This is a genomic window from Methylobacterium sp. 285MFTsu5.1 (assembly GCF_000383455.1).
In the GTDB taxonomy this organism is placed as follows: Bacteria; Pseudomonadota; Alphaproteobacteria; order Rhizobiales; family Beijerinckiaceae; genus Methylobacterium.
This window is the reverse complement of the sequence record NZ_KB911279.1, coordinates 90,602-110,403: the sequence shown is the minus strand read 5'-3', so window position 1 is coordinate 110,403 and position 19,802 is coordinate 90,602. Positions and strand designations below refer to the sequence as shown.

Annotated in this window: 18 protein-coding genes and 1 riboswitch; of the genes, 11 read left to right on the top strand and 7 right to left on the bottom strand. The window is 72.6% G+C overall.

The annotated features are described in order from the left end of the window. Positions 1-93: 93 nt before the first annotated feature. From H288_RS0116445 to H288_RS0116435, 3 genes are all read right to left on the bottom strand, one after another. Positions 94-951 carry a class I SAM-dependent methyltransferase gene (locus H288_RS0116445; RefSeq protein ID WP_020093676.1) on the bottom strand — a complete coding sequence of 286 codons (858 nt, stop codon included), beginning with the start codon at positions 949-951 and terminating at the stop codon, positions 94-96. Positions 952-962: 11 nt separating this feature from the next. Continuing rightward, positions 963-1,472: an OsmC family protein gene (locus H288_RS0116440; protein ID WP_020093675.1), complete on the bottom strand. Its 510-nt coding sequence runs from the start codon at positions 1,470-1,472 to the stop codon at positions 963-965. Between the two features lie 258 nt (positions 1,473-1,730). Next, positions 1,731-2,849, bottom strand: coding sequence for an aminotransferase class I/II-fold pyridoxal phosphate-dependent enzyme (locus H288_RS0116435; protein ID WP_020093674.1), 1,119 nt, complete (start codon positions 2,847-2,849; stop codon positions 1,731-1,733). A 90-nt stretch (positions 2,850-2,939) separates the two neighbouring features. On the opposite strand from H288_RS0116435, the gene H288_RS0116430 reads away from it, so the two are divergent. The 3 genes from H288_RS0116430 (at position 2,940) to H288_RS0116420 (ending at position 5,437) form a co-directional block, all read left to right on the top strand. After that, a complete protein-coding gene (locus H288_RS0116430; protein WP_020093673.1) occupies positions 2,940-4,205 on the top strand; it encodes an adenosylmethionine--8-amino-7-oxononanoate transaminase in 1,266 nt (421 codons plus the stop codon). Between the two features lie 134 nt (positions 4,206-4,339). Continuing rightward, the gene (locus H288_RS0116425) at positions 4,340-4,729 is read left to right on the top strand and encodes a response regulator (RefSeq protein ID WP_020093672.1); all 390 of its coding nucleotides are present in this window, start codon (positions 4,340-4,342) and stop codon (positions 4,727-4,729) included. Between the two features lie 135 nt (positions 4,730-4,864). Continuing rightward, positions 4,865-5,437 carry a MarR family transcriptional regulator gene (locus H288_RS0116420; protein ID WP_020093671.1) on the top strand — a complete coding sequence of 191 codons (573 nt, stop codon included), beginning with the start codon at positions 4,865-4,867 and terminating at the stop codon, positions 5,435-5,437. Positions 5,438-5,446: 9 nt separating this feature from the next. Here the strand turns inward: H288_RS0116420 and H288_RS0116415 are convergent, their stop codons facing one another. Continuing rightward, on the bottom strand, positions 5,447-6,667 hold the full coding sequence (locus tag H288_RS0116415; protein WP_020093670.1) for a GTP-binding protein: 1,221 nt from the start codon (positions 6,665-6,667) through the stop codon (positions 5,447-5,449). A gap of 185 nt (positions 6,668-6,852) precedes the next feature. On the opposite strand from H288_RS0116415, the gene H288_RS0116410 reads away from it, so the two are divergent. Beyond that, positions 6,853-8,997 carry a TonB-dependent receptor gene (locus tag H288_RS0116410; protein ID WP_020093669.1) on the top strand — a complete coding sequence of 715 codons (2,145 nt, stop codon included), beginning with the start codon at positions 6,853-6,855 and terminating at the stop codon, positions 8,995-8,997. Positions 8,998-9,202: 205 nt separating this feature from the next. Then, positions 9,203-10,189 (top strand): helix-turn-helix domain-containing protein, encoded by a 987-nt coding sequence (locus tag H288_RS0116400; RefSeq protein WP_043712706.1) that lies wholly within the window; start codon positions 9,203-9,205, stop codon positions 10,187-10,189. A gap of 79 nt (positions 10,190-10,268) precedes the next feature. Here the strand turns inward: H288_RS0116400 and H288_RS0116395 are convergent, their stop codons facing one another. After that, positions 10,269-11,726 carry a peptidase gene (locus H288_RS0116395; protein WP_042674528.1) on the bottom strand — a complete coding sequence of 486 codons (1,458 nt, stop codon included), beginning with the start codon at positions 11,724-11,726 and terminating at the stop codon, positions 10,269-10,271. Beyond that, positions 11,723-13,906, bottom strand: a complete 2,184-nt coding sequence (locus H288_RS0116390; RefSeq protein WP_020093665.1) for a TonB-dependent siderophore receptor — start codon at positions 13,904-13,906, stop codon at positions 11,723-11,725. The genes H288_RS0116395 and H288_RS0116390 overlap by 4 nt, the downstream gene beginning before the upstream one ends. A gap of 284 nt (positions 13,907-14,190) precedes the next feature. Beyond that, a riboswitch (cobalamin riboswitch) is annotated at positions 14,191-14,384 on the bottom strand. A gap of 104 nt (positions 14,385-14,488) precedes the next feature. On the opposite strand from H288_RS0116390, the gene H288_RS0116385 reads away from it, so the two are divergent. Together H288_RS0116385 and H288_RS0116380 are read left to right on the top strand one after the other, a co-directional pair. After that, positions 14,489-14,956, top strand: a complete 468-nt coding sequence (locus H288_RS0116385) for an NUDIX domain-containing protein (RefSeq protein WP_043712699.1) — start codon at positions 14,489-14,491, stop codon at positions 14,954-14,956. 142 nt (positions 14,957-15,098) lie between these two features. Further along, positions 15,099-16,499: an RluA family pseudouridine synthase gene (locus H288_RS0116380; RefSeq protein ID WP_020093663.1), complete on the top strand. Its 1,401-nt coding sequence runs from the start codon at positions 15,099-15,101 to the stop codon at positions 16,497-16,499. Here the strand turns inward: H288_RS0116380 and H288_RS0116375 are convergent. Then, positions 16,466-17,179 carry an alpha/beta fold hydrolase gene (locus tag H288_RS0116375; RefSeq protein WP_020093662.1) on the bottom strand — a complete coding sequence of 238 codons (714 nt, stop codon included), beginning with the start codon at positions 17,177-17,179 and terminating at the stop codon, positions 16,466-16,468. The genes H288_RS0116380 and H288_RS0116375 overlap by 34 nt on opposite strands. A gap of 201 nt (positions 17,180-17,380) precedes the next feature. Between H288_RS0116375 and H288_RS0116370 the strand changes: the two genes are divergently transcribed. The 4 genes from H288_RS0116370 (at position 17,381) to H288_RS34795 (ending at position 19,794) form a co-directional block, all read left to right on the top strand. Continuing rightward, positions 17,381-17,761, top strand: coding sequence for a hypothetical protein (locus H288_RS0116370; protein WP_020093661.1), 381 nt, complete (start codon positions 17,381-17,383; stop codon positions 17,759-17,761). A 70-nt stretch (positions 17,762-17,831) separates the two neighbouring features. Next, on the top strand, positions 17,832-18,497 hold the full coding sequence (locus tag H288_RS0116365) for an HAD-IA family hydrolase (RefSeq protein WP_020093660.1): 666 nt from the start codon (positions 17,832-17,834) through the stop codon (positions 18,495-18,497). Between the two features lie 46 nt (positions 18,498-18,543). After that, on the top strand, positions 18,544-19,335 hold the full coding sequence (locus H288_RS0116360) for an ATP12 family protein (RefSeq protein ID WP_020093659.1): 792 nt from the start codon (positions 18,544-18,546) through the stop codon (positions 19,333-19,335). A 138-nt stretch (positions 19,336-19,473) separates the two neighbouring features. After that, positions 19,474-19,794, top strand: a complete 321-nt coding sequence (locus H288_RS34795) for a hypothetical protein (protein ID WP_132366861.1) — start codon at positions 19,474-19,476, stop codon at positions 19,792-19,794. The last annotated feature ends 8 nt before the right edge of the window (positions 19,795-19,802 follow it).

The window sequence follows — 19,802 nt, the reverse complement described above, 5'->3', positions numbered from 1 at the left end:
GACCCAGGGCAGCGGGACGCCCCGGATCGTCGCGCGGGCTGGATCGCTTCGCTCCGCTCGCGAAGACGGTGAGAGCGAGCAGCGGCGCGGAACCTATCCCGCCTGGACGAGCCAGCAGGCGGCGCGCAGGCGCACGGCGCCCCCCGCCGCGTGCCGCCGGAGGGCCTCCGCCACGGCTGCCTCGGCGCGCGCCCGGAGATCCGGCGCGGCCTCGCGGACGAGATGGGAGCTCGGCCCGAGGTTCAGGGCGACGTGGGTGGCCGCCGCGACCGCCGCCGCGTCGGTCTCGCCCTGCCCGAGGACGATGTCCCGGTCGAGGGCATCGCAGGTGACGGCGTCGAACCCGGTGCTGCGCAGGAGCGCGACGAGCGGGTCGGCGTCGGCGAAGCGGAACGGACCCGGCGTGTCGGGCTGCGGCGGCGGCGGCACCTCCGGCAGGAGCGGCAGCACCGCGTCACGCGGCACGCCGACCCACAGGTTCTCGGCGAGGGGTCGCCAGCACAGGAAGGTCATCCGGCCGCCCGGCCGAAGCATCCGGCGCACGTTGGCGAAGGCGCGGGCGGAATCCGCGAAGAACATCACGCCGAACCGCGACACGACGTGGTCGAACCGGCCGAGATCGGCCGTCTCGACATCGGCCTCGACGAACCGGAGCGACGCGCTCCCGGGGGCCTCCGCCTCGGCGCGCTCCCGCCCCACGGCGAGGAGCGGCGCCGAGATGTCGGCGCCCGTCACGCTCCCGGCGGGCCCGACCCGGCGCGCGGCCTCCAGGGTCGTGGCGCCCGCGCCGCAGCCGATGTCGAGTACCGTCTCGCCCGGGGCGAGCCCCGCGCGAGCGAAGAGCGCCTCCGTCAGCGGGACGAACATCGCGTCGAGGACGGCCTGATTGCGCGCCCAGCGCGTCCCGACCTCGCCGTTCCAGTACTCGGCCTGGGTGATGCCGCCCGCCATGGTGCGCCCCGTCAGGCCGTCGTCGCGGCGACCGACAGTTCCGGCTTGTGGTTGAGGGTCTGGAACACGACGCAGTAGCGCTCGGTCAGCTTCAGGAGCTGCGCGAGCTTGTCCTCCGGCGCGTCGGTGTCGAGCTCGAAGAACAGGCGGATGTTGCGGAAGCCCACCGGCGCCTCCTTGTCGACCCCGAGGGTGCCGCGGAAATCGAGGTCGCCCTCGGCGCTGACCGTGCCGGCGCGCAGCGGGATCTCCAGGGCGGTCGCCACCGCCTTGAGCGTCACGCCCGCGCAGGCGACCAGCGCCTCCAGCAGCATGTCGCCCGAGCACAGCTCCGCGCCCGAGCCGCCCGTGGCCGGATGCAGCCCGGCCTCCGCGATGGCGCGGCCCGTCTCGACCTTGCAGGCGATCTTGGTGTCGTCCAGCGTGCCCCTGGCCTTCAAGGTGATGACCGCCGCGTCCGGCGCGGTGCGGTACTTGTCCTTGATCGGAGCCTGGAGGGCTCGCAGCGCGGTGGCGTCCATGGCGTCGTCCTCTCGATGATGTCGCCCGACCTCGGGCAGCCGGATCGGGTTCTCGATGCGCGAAACGCCTTAGCAGGTTGTCGCGACGCCCTCACCGTCTTTGCGAGCGCAGCGAAGCAATCCAGTGTGGCGCCACGATCTCAGAAGTCGCGCTGCCCTGGCCAGCTTCGCTGCGCTCGCAGAGACGAACGGTGTCCGCAGCCGCGTGTTCGGCCCGCAGATATGAGAATCGGCGCGATCACCGAGAAGCGCCCGCGCTCAACCGATCAGGGCGGCCACGGCCTCCGCGAGGGCGTCGACCTGGGCCTCGTCGTGGGCGGCCGAGAAGGCAACCCGCAGCCGCGCGGTGCCGGCCGGCACGGTCGGCGGGCGGATTGCCACCACGAGGTAGCCCTGCGCCTCCAACGCCGCCGAGATGTCGAGCGCCGCCTGCGCCTCGCCGACCAGGACCGGCACGACCGCGCTCTCGGCCTCCGGCAGGCCCAGGCGGGCGGTGAAGCGCCGGGCGAGGGCGAGGGGACGGGCCCGGCGCTCGGGCTCCGCCTCCAGGATCGCCAGCGCCTCCAGGGCCGCGGCGGCCGAGGCCGGTGGCAAGCCGGTGGTGTAGACGAAGCTGCGGGCGCGGCTCGTCATCAGGTCGATGACCGGGCGCGAGGCGCAGAGATAGCCGCCGTACGAGCCGAGCGCCTTCGACAGGGTGCCCATCTCCAGGGGCGCCCGCGGTCCGTCCTCGACCACGCCGATGCCGTGGGCGTCGTCCACCAGCGTCCAGGCGCCGAAGGATTCGGCGATGCCCAGGATGTCGCCGAGGGGCGCCCGGTCGCCGTCCATGCTGAACACGCGCTCGGTCAGCACGAGGGCGCGCCCGTGGTGCGGCCGGTGCTCGGCGAGCCGCGCCGCGAGGTCGCCGGGATCGTTGTGGCGGAAGGTCAGGACCCGCGCGCCCGAGAGCCGCGCGCCCGCCCACATGCAGGCATGGGACAGCTCGTCGAGCAGGACGAGGTCGCCCCGCCCGGCGAGCGCCGGGGTGATGCCGAGATTGGCGAGGTAGCCGCTGCCGAAGACCAGGGCGGCCTCCGTGCCCTTGTGGCGCGCGAGGCCGGCTTCCAGGGCGCCGAGATAGGGGTGGTCGCCGGTCACGAGCCGCGACCCGCCCGCCCCCGCGCCGTGGCTCGCGACCGCGGCCTGGGCCGCCGCGATCACCCGCGGGTGATGCGAGAGGCCGAGATAGTCGTTGCACGAGAAGGAGACGAGCGCCCGTCCCCGCCGCGCCGCCGCGGCGCCGGCGCCGCGCTCCGTCGGCACCAGCTTGCGGCGCAGGCTGCCGGCCTCGAGGGCGTCGAGTTTCCCGGTGGCGAAAGCGTCGAGGCTGTCCATGGGGACGGGGATGGGCGGTGCCGCGCGGACAATGTCAAGCGGCGGGTGCCGGTCCTTGACCCCCGTCCGAGGCCACATCATGCCAGGCGCATGACCCTCGCAACGCCCGCAGGCCATCTCTGGCGGCCCTACACGCAGATGCGCCGCGCGGCGCCGCCCCTGGAGGCGGTCGCGACCCAGGGCACCCGCATCCGCCTCGCCGACGGGCGCGAGCTCGTGGACGGCATCGCCTCCTGGTGGACCGCGGTGCACGGCTACAATCACCCACACATAGCGGGCGCGGTGGCCGACCAGCTCGCGCGCATGCCCCACGTGATGTTCGGCGGCCTCACCCACGCGCCGGCGGAGGCCCTGGCCCGGCGGCTCGCCGCCCTGCTGCCGGGCGATCTCGACCACGTCTTCCTCAGCGATTCGGGCTCGGTCGCCGTGGAGGTCGCGCTCAAGATGGCGGCGCAGATGTGGATCAACCGCGGCGTGAGCGGGCGGACGAAGGTCCTCGCGTTCCGCGGCGGCTACCACGGCGACACGATGGGGGCGATGTCGGTCTGCGACCCCGAGGAGGGCATGCATCGCCGCTTCGGTGCCTACCTGCCGAGCCAGATCTTCTGCGACCTGCCGCGCAGCGCGGCCGAGACCGCGGCGCTCGACGCGGCCCTGGCGGCCCATCGCGACACCCTGGCGGCGGTGATCGTCGAGCCGCTGGTCCAGGGTGCCGGCGGGATGCGGACGCACCCGCCGGAGGTGCTGGCGACGGTCGCCGGGCTGGCGCGCCGCCACGGGCTGCCGCTCATCGCCGACGAGATCTTCACCGGCTTCGGGCGCACCGGCAGCCTGTTCGCCTGCGAGCAGGCGGGGCTCGTGCCCGACATCCTGTGCCTGTCGAAGGCGCTCACGGGCGGCACGATGGCGCTCGCCGCCACGGTCGCCCGCACGGAGGTGTTCGCGGCGTTCTGGTCCGAGGATCCGGCGGCGGCGCTGATGCACGGCCCGACCTTCATGGCCAACCCCCTCGCCTGCGCGGCGGCCAATGCCAGCCTCGACCTGTTCGAGACCGAGCCGCGCCTGAGCCAGGCCCGCGCCATCGCGGAGCGCCTCGCCGCGGGGCTGGAGCCGCTGCGGCGTGTGCCCGGCGTGGCCGATGTCCGGGTCCTCGGGGCCATCGGCGCGGTCCAGTTCGCGCGGGCGCCCGATCTGACCGTCCTGAAGGCGGAACTGCTCGCCCGCGGCGTCTGGGTGCGGCCCTTCGGCGACATCGTCTACCTCACCCCCGCGCTCACGATCGGTGCGGCCGATCTCGACCGGCTCGTCGAGGCCGTCGCCGGGGTGGTGACCGAGCTGGCGCCGGCATCGACATGAGGGCCGCGCGTTCCACTTTCCCGTGACGAGCCCCCGTGCCGGCCTGCAACCCGGGACCGTTTCTGCCGTTGGGCCTACGGCTGGAGATGCGTGCGGCGGCCCGCGCGGCCGGGTGCTGCCGAAGGGAGTACACAGTGGCGAGCGAGCAGACGGGTTCGAGCGGCGATCGGCCGGTAATCCTCCTCGTCGAGGACGAGGCGCTGACGATCATGGACCTCGGGGACGTGCTGGAGGAAGGCGGCTACGACACCGTCCAGTGTGCCTCGGCCGAGCGGGCGCTCAGCATCCTGCAGGCGCGCCCGGACATCTGCGGGCTGGTCACGGACGTGCAGCTCTCGGGCAAGACCGACGGCTTCGACCTCGCGAGCTCCGTGGCCGAGGCGCGGCCGCAACTGCCGATCCTGATCGTGTCCGGGCGCGCGGCCCCGGACCCGGCCCGCATGCCCGAGCATGCCGAGTTCATCGCCCGTCCCTGCACCGGCGAGGACATCCTGGACCGTCTCCAGCGTCTCATGCACTGCTGAGCGGGCCTCCGCGCCAGCCCCGTCATCGCACCGTCACCGGTCGGCGCCACAGGGACCTGGGCGGCCGCTTGATGGGGGTGGACGGTGCAGATTCAGGATCGTCCGGCGGCCGCCGGCTCTAATTCGGGCGCTCCGGTGGGCGACAAGCAGAAGCGCGATCATCAGGACGAGGCCGCGGTGCTCGGACTCCCGTCCAAGAAGCTGAGGCCGCCCGGCGTGCGCAGCGTCGGCTGGGCGCTGGTGCAGGCGGCGCGCCTGCACCGGGCACGGACCGGCGATCGTCTGGCGAAGCTCGGCCTGTTCGCCGGCCAGGAGCAGGTGGTGCAGGCGCTCGCAGCGGCCGGCACGATGACGATGGGCGATCTCGCCGCCCTGCTGCGTGTCCGGCCGCCCACCGCCTCCAAGACCGTCACGCGGCTCGCGGCCCTCGGCATCGTCGAGCGCCGGGCCGAATCGGGCGACGGCCGTGTGGTGCGGGTCCAGCTCACGGAGACCGGGAGGGCCAAGGCCGAGGCCATCGAGCGGATCCAGGAGGAGGTCGAGGCCGAGTTGCTCGACCACCTCGACAAGACCGACCGCCGCCGCCTCCGGAAGCTCCTGCGCAAGGCGGCCCGCGGCCTCGCGGAGGCGGCCGGCGCATCCGGTCAGACGACCGAGGCGGATGCCGAGATCGAGGCCGAGGACGAGGCAGAGGCGCTGGCCACCTGACCGTCGCCCTCAGGCCGCGCGGCGCCAGGCCGGGAACGGGTCCGGCAGGCCGCGATAGGGCGCGGGATCGAACGGCGCCCGGTCCGCGCCGGTCTCGATCAGGCAGGCGTCCAGCGCTGCCGTGAGCGCCGCGGCGTCCATGCCGGTGCCGATGAAGACCAGCTCCTGGCGCCGGTCGCCCCAGACCTCGCTCCAGACGTCCTGAAGGCGCGCCCGGAACTCGGGCGCCTCCGGCCAGCGCCGCCGCGGCACGGCCGACCACCAGAACCCCATCGCCGAGACCCGGGCCACGGCGCCCGCCAGGGAGAACTCGCCGACCCAGTCCGGCCGCGTCGCGAGCCAGAAGTGGCCCTTCGCGCGGATCAGGCCCGGCCACGTGGCGTTGACGAAGGCGTTGAAGCGCTCCGGGTCGAAGGGTCGCCGGGCCCGGTAGACGAAGGAGGCGATGCCGTACTCCTCGGTCTCCGGCACGTGCGCGTGGGCGCCGTAGAGTTCCTTGAACCAGAGCGGGTGTTGCTGGGCCTTCTCCTCGTCGAACAGGCCGGTATCGAGGATCGCGGCGAGCGGCGCGCGCCCGTGATCGGTCTCGAGGATGCGGGCGTCGGCGTTCAGGCCGCGCACGACGGAGCGGACCAGCGCGAGATGCTCGGCGGAGACGTCGTGCGCCTTGTTGATCACCACCACGTCGGCGAACTCGATCTGCTCCACGAGCAGGTCCACGAGCGTGCGCGTGTCCTCGGCGCCGGCGGTCTCGCCGCGCTCGCGCAGGAAGGCGGCCGAGCCGTAATCCTTCAGCAGGTTCACCGCGTCGACCACCGTGACCATCGTGTCGAGCCGGGCGAGATCCGACAGGGAGCGGCCGGCCTCGTCGCGGAACGAGAAGGTCGAGGCGACCGGCAGCGGCTCGGCGATGCCGGTCCCCTCGATCAGCAGGTAGTCGAACCGCCCCGTCTCCGACAGCCGCCGCACCTCCGCGAGCAGGTTGTCGCGCAGGGTGCAGCAGATGCAGCCGTTGGTCATCTCGACGAGCGTCTCGTCGGTCCGGGACAGGTCGGCGCCTCCGGCGCGGACCAGATCCGCGTCGATGTTCACCTCGCTCATGTCGTTGACGATCACCGCGACGCGGCGGCCGTCGCGATTGGTGAGCACGTGATTGAGAAGTGTCGTCTTCCCGGCCCCGAGGAAGCCGGACAGGACGGTGACGGGAAGGCGGGTGTCGCGCTGAGTCATGACGCGATCAAAATGTTATAACGTTTCAAAGTCAACCGGCGTCTTGAGCTTGGGCGGGCGCGCCGCCCGGATCGCTGTTGCAACGATGTAACGTTTCTCGGCCGTGTCCGACACCGGAGGGATTAACGCTTGCACCAGACCGAGGCACCGCAACAATGAAACGATATAACACTGTGTGAGTCTCGATGCTTCCCTCGCGCCGCTTCGGCTTCCTCACCAGCACGGTCCTGTCCTCGACCGTCTGCGCCGGCCTCCTCACGCCCTCCGCCGCGCGGGCGCAGCAGGCCGTCGCCCTCGACGAGATCAGCGTCACCAGCCCGAGCCCGATCCAGCCGTCGCGCGGCGCGGTCGCGGCGGATGCGGCGGTGCCGATCGGCGTCCTGCCGGTGGCGACCAACACGTTCTCGCCGGTCACCGTGGTGACCCAGGACCAGATCGCGCGCGACCAGCCGCGGACCCTGGGTGACGCCCTGTTCGACCGGCCGGGCATCTCGGGCACGACCTACGCGCCGGGCGCGGCGTCCCGGCCGATCATCCGCGGCCTCGACAATGCGCGGGTGCGGATCCAGGAGAACGGCATCGTCAACGGCGGCGTGTCCGACCTCGGCGAGGACCACGCCGTGCCGGTCAACCCGCTGGTCTCCGACCGGATCGAGGTGATCCGCGGTCCCGCGACCCTGCGCTACGGCTCGGGGGCCATCGGCGGCGTCGTCTCGGCCGATAACAACCGGGTGCCGACCTTCATCCCGGCGAACGGGGTGCAGGGCCAGGTCACCAGCGGCTTCTCCAGCGTGGATAACGGCCGGCTCGGGGCCGCCACGGTGGATGCCGGCGGCGACGGCATCGCGGTCCACGCCGACGGCTTCAAGACTGCCAACGACAGCTACGCGATCCCCGGCGGGATCCAGCGCAACTCCTACAACGAGTCGCAGGGCGGCGCGGTCGGCATCTCGGCGATCGGCGACCGCGGCTTCGTGGGCATCTCCTTCAGCCACTACGACGCGGTCTACGCGATCCCCGGCGGCGTCGCCGAGCAGGACCGGACCCGCCTGACCCCGAACCAGGACCGGGTCCTGTCGCGGGGCGAGTACCGTCCGCTCGACGGGCCCTTCGAGGTGATCCGCTACTGGGCGGGCTACTCGGTCTACCGCCACAACGAGGTCGGGATCGGCGACGACGGGATCGAGGGCGTCCAGGCGATCTTCAAGAACCGCGAGGCCGAGGGACGCCTGGAACTCCAGCACGTCCCGGTCATCACGGAGTTCGGCAGGCTCACCGGCGCTCTGGGCTTCCAGTCGGACCGGCGTGTGATCAACACGCAACTCGAATCGTTCCTGCCGAAGACGGAGTCGCGCGCGAACGCGGTCTACCTCTTCGAGGAGCTGGAACTGCGCCCGGGCACGCGGCTGCAGGCGGCCGGGCGCTACGAGGTCGACCGGCTCTCGAGCACGGCGGCGCAGTTCCCCGCCGACTACGTGCCGGTCGACGGACAGGAGCCGTTCCAGTACGCGCGCACCCGGCGCTTCGCCCCGAAGAGCGCCAGCATCGGCGCCCTGCAGGACCTGCCCTACGGCTTCGTGGCGAGCCTCACCGGCTCCTACGTCGAGCGCGGGCCCACGGGCTATGAGCTGTTCTCGCAGGGCCCGCACGACGCCACCGCGACCTTCGAGATCGGCAACCCGAACCTCAAGAAGGAGCGCGCCCGGACCGTCGAGGCCAGCATCCGGCGGGCCGAGGGACCGTTCCGCCTGGACGCCACCGGCTACTTCACCCGCTACACCGGCTTCATCTACCGGAACTACACGGGTCTGACCTGCGACGACGACTTCGCTTCCTGCGGCGTCGGCACCGACAACCGGCAGATCGTCTACCAGCAGCAGAACGCGACCTTCTACGGCGCCGAGATCATCGGCCAGTACGACCTCGTGCCGGTGGGCAACGGCTTCGCCGGCGTCGAGGCGCAGTTCGACTTCGTCCGCGCCCAGTTCGACAACGGCGCGAACGTGCCGCGCATCCCGCCCTACCGGCTCGGCGGCGGCGTCTACCTGCGGGCCGACGGGTGGTTCGCGCGGGTGAACCTGCTCCATGCCTTCAGCCACGACGCCACGGCCGTGTACGAGACGCCGACCCCCGGCTACGACGACCTGCGCGCCGAACTGAGCTACACCAAGGCCGTCGATCCTGCGGTCTACGGGGCGAGCGCGATCACCCTCGGCCTCCAGGGCCGCAACCTCCTGAACGACGATATCCGCAACTCGACCTCGTTCAAGAAGGACGAGATCCTGCTGCCGGGGCGGAACGTGCGGCTGTTCCTGACGGCGCGGTTCTAGGGCCGGACATCAGGCCGCGTGATCGTGATGATGCTCGAGAGGGATGGATCATCGCCGGTCCGCTTCCGGACGGCGCTGTTTGGCCGGGCGCCGCTGCTCCGCCCCTTGTCCCCCGTCTCCCTGTTGTGAAGGTAGATTATATACAATAAACGCCGGGGTTCCCGATCTTCGCCACCGAGTGACGACAGGGGTGCCCAGGCGGCGGATGCAACCGTTTTTCTCGACAGATGGGATTCATCCCAGAAACGCGGTCCGCCAATGGCGGGAACTGGTCTGCGAGCGTCTCGTGCCTGCCGAGATCGAGACGCCGGACGGTCTCCCGTTCCAGGGACGGCTGAACGTGACGTGTATCGGCGCGATGCCGATCTCGCATTTCTGGCACACAACCGTGCGGACCAGAATCACGGACGCCGAAGCGCGACGCCGCGGGAACCCCGATCGGGTTTTCGTGCTCCTGAAGCTGTCCAGACGGGATACAATCCAGCAGCTTGACCGGGAGGCGAAGACCAAGCCGGGCGACCTCATCTTGCTCGACTCGAGTTCATCCGTGATGGAGGCGGAGACCGGCGACTCCTTGGTCATCGATCTGCCGCACCAGCGTTTCGAGACCGTTCTGGGCCCGTCCCGACTCTACACCGCGCTCACGGCCGCAGCGGACCTCGCCTCGACGACCCTGACGGGCTCGTACCTTCAGGAACTCGTCCGGGTCAGCGATCGCCTCACTCCTGACGCGGCCGAGCGCATGGCATCGATCGGCGTCGACCTGATCGTGGCGAGCCTCGCCGAACGGATGGCGCAGGAGGCGCCGCGTTCCATCCACGGCAACGTCACGGTCCAGCGCGCCAAGGCCTATGTCGAGGCGAACCTGAGCGACCCGAACCTGGACCCGCCCCGGCTCGCCGCCGCGATGGGCGTGTCGTTGCGGCGGCTGCAGGAGCTGTTTCATGAGCGCGGCCGGCACATCTCCGACTACATCTGGGGACGCCGCCTGGAGGTGGCAGCCAAGCGCCTGACCGACCCGGCCTGCGCCGCCCTGTCGATCGGCCTGTTGGCTTATGGCTGCGGCTTCAGCAGCCAGGCGCATTTCGCGCGCCGCTTCAAGGATCGCTACGACGTGAGCCCCCGTGAATACCGACAGGCGCACAGGCCGGACGTGGAGGTATCTGCGTCCGCCTCCGGTCTGTCGTCCTGATGCGCAGCACGACCGGATCGGATCGGAAGCCACCGCCGGGCCGATCTCGACCGCTCGACAGCACACGCTGAATCCGACCTCAGGCGGACAGCGTCCGACGCAGCCTGCGCCAGCCCGCCACGATCCCGGTGACCGCGATGCCCGCCGCCAGGAGATTCAGGACCCACTGGGCCGTATCGTGCAGGGGGCGGTTGCCGGTGAGCCCCGGCAGGTCGAGCCGGTGCGCGGCGTCGAACAGCCAGCGGTTGATCCGGCCCGAGCGGTCCAGGCGCTGGAGGATCGTGCCGTCCCGGGGATCGACATGGAGCCACGTGGCGGCCGCGTCGCCGAAGCGCAGGCGCAGCACCGGAAGCGGCCGTGGGTCGGCCCCGTGGGGATACCAGTAGGCGTCGTAGGCGTATAGCGGGCGGATCGACCGGAGGGGACCGTCCGCGAAACCGTCGGCCGCGGCCGTCGCGATGCTGCGCGCGTCGAGGGCGGTCGCGCCGTCCGCTGCGACCGTCCGGAGGCCGTCCGCCGTCTCGGCGACGATCCACCAGCGTCCACCGATGGCGGCGAAGCGCAGGATGCGCGTATCCGGCACGGCGCCATCGCGGAGCCGGTGCGGATCGAGGCCGAGCGCCGGCGGGATTCCAGCATAGGCGGCGCGCAACGCTACCGGCGGGCTGGTCGCGCTGAACCAGCGGTTCGGGTTCATGGAGATCCAGCCGCTGACGATGAACGTGCTCAAGCCGAGGCCCCCCGCGAGGCCGAGCAGGTGGTGCCAGCGCGCCAGCCCGCGATAGGGCGTGACCGCCCCGGCCGCGTAGCGCCGCCGAAGGCGCAGGCGCCAGATCCCGATCGCGCCTCCACTCAGCGCGCCGAGGGCGGCGAAACCGGAGAGCCACAACAGGATCGTCCGCCACAGCTCCGGCCGGGCCCGCAGCGGCGTGAGGTAGATCCAGTGCGCCACCGAACCCACCCAGTTCCAGCCCCGCTCGAAGCGTGTCGTGTCGAGGGCGATCTCGCCGGTCACCGCAGACACGTAGAGCTCGGTCCCCGCGGCGTCGCCGAGGGCCACCTTCAGGAAGGGCCGGAGCGGGTCGTAGCGGGCCGTGACGGTCCACTGGTCGCGCGCGACCTGCTCGGCCTGCGCAGCCGGAGCACCACCGGCCGCAACACGCAGCGCGTCTGCGGGTGTCAGCGGACCGAGCCGCGCGCCGGTCCGTGCCGAGACCGTCACCCGGGTGCCGTCGTGGCCGGCGATCCGGTAGACCGGCTCGTCGCCCCGCATCTCCAGGCCGAAGGCGGCCGGCACGCCGGCGAGCCCGCCGGCCCGCAGCGCCGCGTCCGGCGCGACCGCGACCTGATCCCAGGCGATCGGGGCGAGCCGCGACAGCCGCTCGGCCTCGGTGAGCGCCGGGAACGGCACGGAGAGCATCACCAGCCCGGAGCCGATCCACAGCGCGAAGAACAGCCCCGCGGCGATCCCGGCCCAGCGGTGGAACAGGAGCAGCCAGCGCCGTCCCGCCTTGCCGAGCCGGCGCGGCAGGCTCACCACGTCACCGTGTAGGCGACCTCAACCGAGCGCGGGCGCCCGAGCAGCCAGTTGGTCCCGACCCCGTTCACGGCGTTGCCCGAGATCGCGTAGACCTTGTCGAACAGGTTGTAGACCCGCACGGACAGGCGTGAATCCGCCGTCACCTGATGGTCCAGGACCGCGTTGACGAGGTTGTAGGCGGGGCGCCGCGCCGTGTTGCCGAAGTCGCTGTAGACCTGCCCGACGTTCTGCAGTCCGACCCGCGCGGTCCAGTCGCGGGTGACGTCCCAGGTCAGCCAGAGGTTGGCCACGCGCTCGGGCACGTCGATCGGCTGGTTGCCGACGTACGAGACGGTGGCGCCGTTCACCGTCTGGTCGAACCGGTCGTACTGCGCGTGGAGGAGCGCGAGGTTGCCGTCGAGCCGCCAGCCCGGCGCGAAGCGCCAGCCGAGCGCCAGCTCGAAGCCCTGCGAGGACTGGCTCCCCACCTGCGTGGACAGCGTCGGCTGGCCGGGGATCGCCGAGATCAGGTTGTCCTTGACGATCCTGTAGCCCGCGACGGTCCATTCGAGGGCGCCGTCGAAGGCCAGCCCCTTGGCGCCGATCTCGACCTGATCGCCGGTCGCGAGCTTGAAGCCGGCCAGCGACTGCGACAGCGTGATCAGGCTGTTCACCGGGTCGGTGGCGAAGCTGTACTGGGCGTAGAGCGCGCTGTCCGGCGTCGGGTTGTAGACGAGGCCGAACCGGTAGCCGAGCGCCCGATAGGTCTTCTCGAACCGCGATCCCGTCTGCAGGTCCTCGCGGTTCAGCGTCGGCACGTCGAGGCGCACGCCGGTGAGGAACGACAGCTTGTCCGACAGGATCACCCGGTCCTCGGCGAAGACCGAGGCCTGGCTCGTCTGCGTCGCGTAGGCCGGGCGCGCCCGGCCGTTCTGCGGGAACAGGCCCGGATCGTAGCCGGTGAGCGGCACGCTCGTGGTCTGGTCGAAGTAGAAGTTGTTGGTGTGGCGGAAGTCGATGTGGTTCACGTCGAAGCCGGCCACGAACTGGTTCGGCAGCCCGAACAGGCTGCCCCGGAACGTCGCGTCGAGGCGGTCTCCGACCTGCTCCTGGCTGTGGTAGATCTCCAGGTAGTCGCCCCGGTCCACGAGCCCGGTGCCGCGGTTGTAGCTGTACTGCTCGACGTCGAGCCAGTGGCGCCGGCTGGTCAGCCGGTAGGCGGTGTTGCGGATCGTGATATCGGCCGAGGGGGACCACTCGGTCTTGAGCTGGGTCCAGTTGTCGGCCCAGGTGATCTTCGCGTCGCGGACGTTGTAGTTGTTGAACCGGATGAGATCCGGGATCCGTCCCTCGACCAGCGGGGTGCCCCAGTAGCGGGCGGGCTCCTGGTAGCCGAGATCGTGGCTCAGGGTGAAGGCGAGGTCGGCGCTCGGCCGGAACAGCAGGGCGGCGGAGACCGCGAGGTTGCGGAAATCGCCCTCCGGCCGCATCCAGCCGTCGGCGCGGTTGCCGCTGACGTTGAGGCGGTACGCGAAGGTGTCGCCGTACTCAGCCTGGCCCAGCGGGCCGCCGGAATCGAGGGCGAGCCGCGCGACCCCGTCGGTGCCGATCACCGCGCGGGCGGCGTTGATCGGCACGAAGACCGGCTTCTTGGGCACCACGTTGATGACGCCGCCGATGGCGCCGTCGCCGTAGAGCACCGAGGACGGCCCGCGCAGCACCTCGATCCGCTCGACGTTCCACGTGTCGAACGGGAAGGTCACGGTGTTGGCGCCGACGTAGAAGCGCGTGCCGTCGTAGAGCTGCTGGATCGAGTTCGGTCCGGCGAAGCCGCGGGACGTGAACGCGCCGTTGCCGTTGCCGGGCGCCGCGATGGTGGTGATGCCGGTCGCGTCCTGGGTCACGGCCTCGGCGATCGTGTCCTGGCCGCGCAGCCGCGCGGTCTCGCCCGACACGATGTCGAGGCTGGCGGGCGTCTCCAGCGGCGTCAGGCCGAGGCGGCTCGCGGTCCGGTCGGGCGTGCGCAGGTTGAGCCCGTTCGGCGGGAGGCGGCCCGGGTCGCCGCCCGCGCCCGCGACCGACAGCTCATCCAGCGTGACCGCCTCCTGTGCGGCGGCCGGACTGGCGAGGAGCGCGAGGAGAACGCCGCAGAGGGGGGCCCGCCCGCCGAGGCAGGAGCGATGGGTCGATGGAGACATGGGGAAAGTGGTCCGTGCACGGCGCGCGCCGGCCCCCGCGTCCTACAGGCATTGTAATAACATTACAATGCGCCCGCTGTCCGGTAGCCTCTGCCCGTGCGGGCGCGCGACGGCGAGCTGCGACAGGGCTCAAGGGAGTCGGGACAGCGGAAACGGGCATGGGGAACGGCGTCGCGGGCGCGCTTGCTGTGGCACGTCACCGCGAACGAGGCCTCGGCGGCCGCCTCCCCTCGGGACTGGCGGCGCCTCGACACCCGCCAGGACACCCCGCCCGGCGCGTTTCGCGTGTGACCACGGCTGACGGCAGGTCTCCTGGCTCGCGGGTCGCCGCCCTCGCACCGTCTTCCCGGGGTGACCCAGTGACGTGGTGGTGAAGGGCTCGCCACTTACAGTTGCGGGGGCAGCCGCGGCTTCGGGGCGAACCCCTCACCGCGTTCCCTTTTGATCCCCGAGGGGAACCGTCGAACACAGCTTGGCCGTAGCGGGGGCGGGCGTCAACCGTGTGTCCGGTTGTTGCCGTGGATCGGCGCGCTGTGCGCCGGTCCGTTGCGGCCTCGCCGACGACGGGCTAGCCCCTGCGGGATGACGGTCTGGCGGCCCCCTGCGGAGATTCGCGTGAAGGCACTGGGTCTTCCCCGGCGCGGCAACAGCCTGCTCGTGGCCGAGGTCCGCGCGGATGACGGGCGGCTGAAAGGCGTCCGGCCGCTCGGCGGCAGCGTCGCGTTCGGCGAGCGGGTCGAGGACGCCCTGATCCGGGAGTTCCGGGAGGAGCTCGGCGTCACCGTCTCGGTGCTCGGCGGCCCCCGCGTCGTGGAGAACATCTTCACGCACGAGGGGCAGGTCGGGCACGAGGTGCTGTTCCTGTTCCCCGTCGCCCTGCCGCCGGGGCGGTTCGACGGGCAGGAGCGCTTCGTCTTCCACGAGGATTCCGGCACCGCCTGCGTGGCGCGGTGGTGCGATCTGGACGGGCTCGACGTGCCGGGCGGTCCCGACCTCTTCCCCGCCGGCCTGAAGGACCGCCTCCGCGACGCGTGGCGCGCGGAGCCCTGACGGACCGGGTCGGCCCACCGCCTTTGCCGCTCGGCGCGGGCGATGCTACAGCCGGGCAATCCCATCGGTCCGGACGTCCGCGACGCCGCGGCCCATGCGCCCGGACGCTCCGTCCGACGCGGAGACGGGTGCCGGCGGAAGCATGACGATACGACCTCCCAGAAGCGGCGGGCCGACGGGGCGCAAGCCTCAGGCCGGCAAGTCCAGCGCCAGCAAGTTCAGGGGCGGCAAGGCCCAGGCCGACGGCCGCGCCCGCACGGGCCCGCGCACCAGCGCCCGCGACGCCGCCGAGCGCGCGGCCCGCAACCGCGGCGAGGATGCCGGCACCCGCGATCCCTGGGGCGCGCAGGCCGCTGCGGCCCCGGCGCCGGCCCGGCCGCCGAAGCCGCGCCGCGACGCCGCCGCACCGCGCGACGCCGCGGCGGGCAAGCCCGGCGGCCGGCCGCCGGCCAAGCGCTCGGCGGCCCCCTCCCCGGCCCTCGCCTCTGCCCCCGCGCCCGGTCCGACCCGGCGCGAGCAGCGCGCCGCCGCCTCCGCGACCCTCGCTTCCGGCGTGCAGACCCTGACCGTCGAGCCGGACGAGGCCGGGATGCGGATCGACCGCTTCCTCACCGCCCGCTTCCCGCTCCTGCCCTTCACCCGCGTGCAGACCATCGTCCGCAAGGGCGAGTTGCGGGTCGACGGCAAGCGCGCCAAGCCGAACGACCGGCTGGAGCCGGGCATGAGCGTGCGCGTGCCGCCGCTGCGCCTCGACCAGCCCACCGAGCGGCCGCGCAGCGCCGCCCGCGAGCAGGACGACGCCGCCTTCATCCGGTCGCTGATCCTCTACGAGGATGCCGACATGATGATCCTCAACAAGCCCTTCGGCCTCGCGGTCCAGGGCGGTTCGGGGACGGTCCGGCACGTGGACGGCCTGCTCGCCGCCCTCACGGGTCCGGACGGCCAGAAGCCGCGCCTCGTCCACCGGCTGGACAAGGACACGGCCGGGTGCCTGATCATCGCCAAGACCCGGCTCGCCGCCGCGACGCTGGCCAAGAGCTTCCGGTCCCGGGCGGCGCGGAAGATCTACTGGGCGCTCACCGCGGGGGTGCCGCGGGTCCGGCAGGGACGCGTCTCGACCTACCTCGCCAAGGAGGAGCCCACCGACGCCGACGCGCGGATGCGGGTCGCCAAGCACGGCGACGAGGGCGCGAGCCACGCGCTGACCTACTACGCGATGGTCGATCAGGCGGCCCAGAAGCTGTCCTGGCTGTCGTTCAAGCCGGTCACCGGCCGCACGCACCAGCTGCGCGCCCACGCGGCCCATATCGGCCACCCGATCGTGGGCGACCCGAAATACTTCTCCGTCGAGAACTGGGAGCTGCCGGGCGGCATCCAGAACCGCCTCCACCTGCTCGCCCGGCGGATCGTCATCCCGCACCCGCGGACCGGCAAGCCGGTCGACGTGAGCGCGCCGCTCCCGCCCCACATGGCGCAGAGCTGGAACCTCCTGGGCTTCGACGCCGCCCGCTACGACCCGATCGTCGAGGCTCCGGAGGCCTGAGCCCGCAGCCAGGGCACGATCGCGTCCGCCAGCGGGTCCGGGGCCTCGAGCGGCAGCATGTGGCCCGACCCGTCGATCACCCTCAGCGTCGCGCCCGGGATGCCGTCGCGGAGCTCCCGCGCCTCGTCGAGGCTGCGCAGGGCGTCCTGGGCCGCCGCCACGACCAGGGTCGGGCAGCCGATCGCGCCGAGGCGGTCGCCATCGGATTCGCGCGCCTGCCCGGCCTGGCGCAGGAAGACCTCTCCGCCGAGCCGGTCGCCCATCTGCCGGATCCGGCTCAGGAGGGCGCCGTCGCCGGCGCGGTCCGGGTGCACCGACTGGAGGATCGCCGACCGGCTGAGGCCCCGGTAGCCCTGCTGGCGGATATGGGCGACCGCGGCGGCCTTCCGGCGCGCCTGGGCCGGCGTGTCGGCCCGCGACGAGGTGGCGACGAGGACCAACGCCTCCACCCGGTCCGGCACGAGCTGGGCAACCGCGCGGGCGACGTAGCCGCCCATGGAGAAGCCGACGAGCCCGAAGCGCGGCGGCGCCTCCGCGACGACGCGGCGTGCCATGTCGGCGATGGCGGCGTCCCGCGCGAGGTCGCCGTGCGTGATCGGACCCACCTCGGCGAGGCGCGCGATCACGTCCGACCAGAGGTCGGCATCGGTCATGAAGCCGGGCAGCAGCACGAGGTTCATCGCCGGATCACCCTTCCCGTCCCCCCGATAACCGTCACGCCAGCGCCCGTCAGCGCCGCGGCATCTCCGGTGAAAGTCGGGTGCGGTCCGAGCGTCCCGCGCGGCGCATGCCTTGGCAACCGGCCGCGCCGCCTCATATGCTGCCCCGCGCCCCGCCGATCCGCCGCGGGGCCTGTTCCCGGCGGTTCGAGACCCTGACACATGAAGCTCGCGATGCTGGCCTGCCTCGCCGCCCTGTGCCTCACCGGGCCGATCGCGCATGCCGCGCCGGGCGAGACGACCAGGGCGGCGCCGACGGCGAACGGCACCCACCCCCCCGAGACGGCGACCCCGCATCCGGCCCCGGCGCCCGCCCCGGGCGCGGCGCCCGCGCAGGCCGCCCCGCGCACCGCCAACAGTGCCCGCGCGGAGCGCCGGCGGCGCTCCTACGCGGCCTGCAACCGCGCCTCGCATCAGCGCGGGTTGCGCGGCGGCAAGCGCCGGCGCTTCCTGATCCGGTGCCGGCTCGGCTACGAGCGGACCCGGATCCCCGGCGGCCAGCCCGCCGCGGCCGCGCCGGCCCAGCCGGGCCGGAAGCCGTGACGGGGACCCGCCTCCTTTCACCCGCGCCGTCGGGGCGGCTCGCGGCGCGACTTCCGGCGCGTCGGTCGCGATGAGGCTCGTCGTCTTCGACGTCGACGGCACCCTCGTCGACAGCCAGCACCTGATCGTGGCGGCCCAGGAGGTGGCGTTCGCGGAGAACGGCCTGCCGGCGCCCGGGCGGCGGGAGGCCCTGTCGGTGGTCGGCCTGTCGCTGCCGCAGGCCTTCCGGCGCCTCGTGGGCGAGGACGGCCCGGTCGCGGAACTCTCGGAGAGCTACAAGCAGGCCTACAACCGCCTGCGGCTCGACCCCGCCCACGAGGAGCCCCTGTTCCCCGGCATGGCCGACCTGCTGACCCGGCTGCACGGGCGCTCCGACGTGCTGATCGGCCTCGCCACCGGGAAGTCGCGGCGCGGTGTCGACCGGCTGATCGCGCATTACGGCTGGGCGGACTGGTTCGCCACGACCCAGAGCGCCGACGACGCGCCGTCGAAGCCGGATCCGACCATGCTGCAGCAGGCGATCCGCGAGGCCGGCTGCGAGCCCGAGGCCACCGTGATGGTCGGCGACACCACCTTCGACATCGCCATGGGCGTGGCGGCCGGTGCGACGGCCGTCGGGGTCGCCTGGGGCTACCATCCGCCGGACGCGCTCTACGGGGCCGGGGCCGTGACGGTGGTCCCGAGTGCCGCCGCGCTGGAGGCGCTGCTCCTCGAGGGGCTCGCGACCGGCTCCTGATCGCGGGAGGCTCGCGCGCGGGGCCGGAAGCGCCTATCTCGCCTCCATGAGCGATCAGACGACAGACTGGCTCGGGCAACCGAGCGACGGTGACAGGCCCGACCCGGTCCGGGCCGCCCGCGGCCACGCCAAGCCGGCCCTGCCCCACCGCTTCTACAAGGAAGCCGGCTTCTCCGAGGATGACGACGGGTTCCGGCTGACCCTGGACGGACGTCCGGCCAACACGCCGGCCCGCAACCCGCTGCGTCTCCCCAGCCGGACCCTGGCCGAGCGCGTCGCGGCGGAGTGGCAGGCCCAGGACACGGCGATCGACCCCGCGCGGATGCCCCTGACCCGGCTGGCCAACACGGCGATCGACGGCGTCACGCCCCGCCTCGCCGAGGTCGCGGCGGATCTCTGCGCCTACGCGGGCACCGATCTCGTGGCCTACCGCGCCGGGGATCCGGAGCGCCTCGTGGCGGCCCAGGCGGAGGCCTGGGATCCGATCCTCGCCTGGGCCCGGGACGCGTTCGGTGCGCGGGTGATCCTGAGCGAGGGCGTCATGCACGTCGCGCAGCCGGCCGACACGATCCAGGCGCTCTCCGCGGCGGTGAACGCGGTGACCGACCCGTTCCGGCTGGCGGGCCTGCACACCCTGACGACGCTGACCGGCTCCCTGCTGATCGCCCTGGCTGTTCTCGAGGGCCGGCTGACACCGGCCGAGGCCTGGGCCGCGGCCCACGTGGACGAGACCTATCAGGCCGCCGTCTGGGGGCGCGACGCCGAGGCGGAGGCCCGCCTCGAGGCGCGCCGGACGGAGTTCGAGGCGGCCGCCGCGTTCGTCGCGGCCGGCGGCTGAGCCCGGGCCGCGGTCCGGCGCGGTCGCGCAGATGCAATTGCGCAACAATCCCGCATTCGCGGCGCCCGCCCCGCGTCGGCGGCTGACAAAGCGCGAACACTGTTTTAGGGTTCGACGCACATTGTGTTCGAGTCGACGATGCGTTCCGATCAGCCTGTCCGTTGCAGTTTTGAAGGCGAACTGGCCAATCTGATTGCGTCGAAACAGTTTTCCCGCGATCTCGACGGGCGCTACGCGCTGTTCGACGCCCTCTCGGACCTCGAGCGCCGAGCACAGGGCGCCGGAGCGCCCGATCTGACCTTGCGCAAGATTGCCGAGATCCGGTTCCTGGCGGGGATCCTGCGCGAGTCGGTGCGCCCGTTCCCGATCGCGCCCCTGCGGACGGTGCTGCGCGTGCGCGAACGGATCGACGCGCGCCGCGCGGTCTCCGCCGAGGCCGCGGATCTCGACGCGGTCTGACGCGGGCG

Coding starts and splice junctions, on each gene's coding strand:
- H288_RS0116415 (WP_020093670.1), bottom strand. CDS start 6,667: ATGACTCAGCGCGACACCCGCCTTCCCGTCACCGTCCTGTCCGGCTTC.
- H288_RS0116375 (WP_020093662.1), bottom strand. CDS start 17,179: ATGAACCTCGTGCTGCTGCCCGGCTTCATGACCGATGCCGACCTCTGG.
- H288_RS0116390 (WP_020093665.1), bottom strand. CDS start 13,906: ATGTCTCCATCGACCCATCGCTCCTGCCTCGGCGGGCGGGCCCCCCTC.
- H288_RS0116430 (WP_020093673.1), top strand. CDS start 2,940: ATGACCCTCGCAACGCCCGCAGGCCATCTCTGGCGGCCCTACACGCAG.
- H288_RS0116380 (WP_020093663.1), top strand. CDS start 15,099: ATGACGATACGACCTCCCAGAAGCGGCGGGCCGACGGGGCGCAAGCCT.
- H288_RS34795 (WP_132366861.1), top strand. CDS start 19,474: ATGCGTTCCGATCAGCCTGTCCGTTGCAGTTTTGAAGGCGAACTGGCC.
- H288_RS0116410 (WP_020093669.1), top strand. CDS start 6,853: ATGCTTCCCTCGCGCCGCTTCGGCTTCCTCACCAGCACGGTCCTGTCC.
- H288_RS0116440 (WP_020093675.1), bottom strand. CDS start 1,472: ATGGACGCCACCGCGCTGCGAGCCCTCCAGGCTCCGATCAAGGACAAG.
- H288_RS0116385 (WP_043712699.1), top strand. CDS start 14,489: ATGACGGTCTGGCGGCCCCCTGCGGAGATTCGCGTGAAGGCACTGGGT.
- H288_RS0116365 (WP_020093660.1), top strand. CDS start 17,832: ATGAGGCTCGTCGTCTTCGACGTCGACGGCACCCTCGTCGACAGCCAG.
- H288_RS0116360 (WP_020093659.1), top strand. CDS start 18,544: ATGAGCGATCAGACGACAGACTGGCTCGGGCAACCGAGCGACGGTGAC.
- H288_RS0116400 (WP_043712706.1), top strand. CDS start 9,203: ATGCAACCGTTTTTCTCGACAGATGGGATTCATCCCAGAAACGCGGTC.
- H288_RS0116445 (WP_020093676.1), bottom strand. CDS start 951: ATGGCGGGCGGCATCACCCAGGCCGAGTACTGGAACGGCGAGGTCGGG.
- H288_RS0116435 (WP_020093674.1), bottom strand. CDS start 2,849: ATGGACAGCCTCGACGCTTTCGCCACCGGGAAACTCGACGCCCTCGAG.
- H288_RS0116370 (WP_020093661.1), top strand. CDS start 17,381: ATGAAGCTCGCGATGCTGGCCTGCCTCGCCGCCCTGTGCCTCACCGGG.